The organism is Rhizorhabdus histidinilytica (genome assembly GCF_900167915.1).
Lineage (GTDB): Bacteria > Pseudomonadota > Alphaproteobacteria > Sphingomonadales > Sphingomonadaceae > Rhizorhabdus > Rhizorhabdus histidinilytica.
In genome coordinates this window covers 1-1,162 of the sequence record NZ_FUYM01000057.1, presented here as the reverse complement: position 1 = coordinate 1,162, position 1,162 = coordinate 1, and the positions used below count along the sequence as shown (strand labels likewise).

The 1,162-nt window shown below is 67.1% G+C and carries 1 protein-coding gene; it reads right to left on the bottom strand.

Annotated features, from left to right (window positions below; all coding sequences use genetic code 11):
• Positions 1-1,056: IS66 family transposase (tnpC, locus tag B5X82_RS26140; protein ID WP_408012868.1), on the bottom strand; the 1,056-nt coding region annotated here is incomplete at its 3' end.
• Between the last annotated feature and the right edge of the window lie 106 nt (positions 1,057-1,162).

Genomic DNA, 1,162 nt, shown 5'->3' with positions numbered 1-1,162 from the left:
CAGGTCGTCGAACAGCGGCTTCAGCATCAGCTGCCGGCCTTCGAACCGCCGTTCGGGCGACTTGCCCCTGAGCGTTGCCTCGATCTTGTAGATCGCCGAGAAGCGGCGCAGTACTTCGGCCGCAACGGGCTCCTTCTCGCGAAAATCGTAGAATTTGCGCCGCGCGTGAAGCAGGCAGAATGCGAGGGTGGCACCGTTGCGACGCTTGATCTCGTTGTAGCCGGCATAGCCGTCCACCTGCAGCACCCCGGCGAAGTCGCCGAGATGGTCGATCGGATGCTCGCCGCCGCGGCCGGTGGCGTACATGTAGACGACGGCGGGTGGCGCAGTGCCGCCCCAAGGCCGATCATCGCGGGCATAGGCCCACAGCTGGCCGGTCTTGGTCTTGCCGGTCCCGGGAGCCAGCACGGGCATGCGCGTCTCGTCGGCGAACAGCTTCACCGAACTCCTGAGTTCGGCGAGCAGATGCGCGCGCAGTGGAGTCAGCCACCATCCGACGCGCCCGACCCAGTCGGCGAGCGTTGCCCGGTCGAGATCGATCCCCTGGCGGGCGTAGATCTGGGCTTGCCGGTAAAGCGGAAGGTGATCGGCGTAGCGCGCGACGATGACCTGGGCGACGAGCGCGTCGGTGGGCAGGCCCTGATCGACGATGAAGCTTGGCGCCGGCGCCTGGGTGACGCCGCCCTCGTCGCAGCCGCGGCAGCCATAGCGCGGACGGCGGGTGACCAACACGCGGAAGATGGTGGGCACGACGTCGAGGCGCTCGGTGACGTCCTCGCCGATGACATGAAGATCGCCGCCGCAGCAGGCACACTGCTTGTCTTCGATGTCGACGACCTGCTCGATACGCTCGAGATGGGCGGGCAGCGCTCCACGGTTGTTGCGGCGGCGGCGCTTTGTCTCGCTGGTCGCGTCAGCCTGGTCGATCAGCGCCTCGAGCCCGGCCTCGGCGCGCGACAAGGCAGCTTCGAGCTCTTCGAGCACGAGCTGGTACTGGTCGGGATCGAGCCGCTCGGCGCTCTGGCCGAAACGGTGGCGCTTTAACTGGTCGAGAATGTCGTTGAGGCGTATCCGTCATCCCAGACCCACGTGGCGGAACCGTGTCGGTCAAGCGTCTTAGGAGGGGGCGTTGCGCCCGGCGATCTTGGGGAAGTGCCAGGGC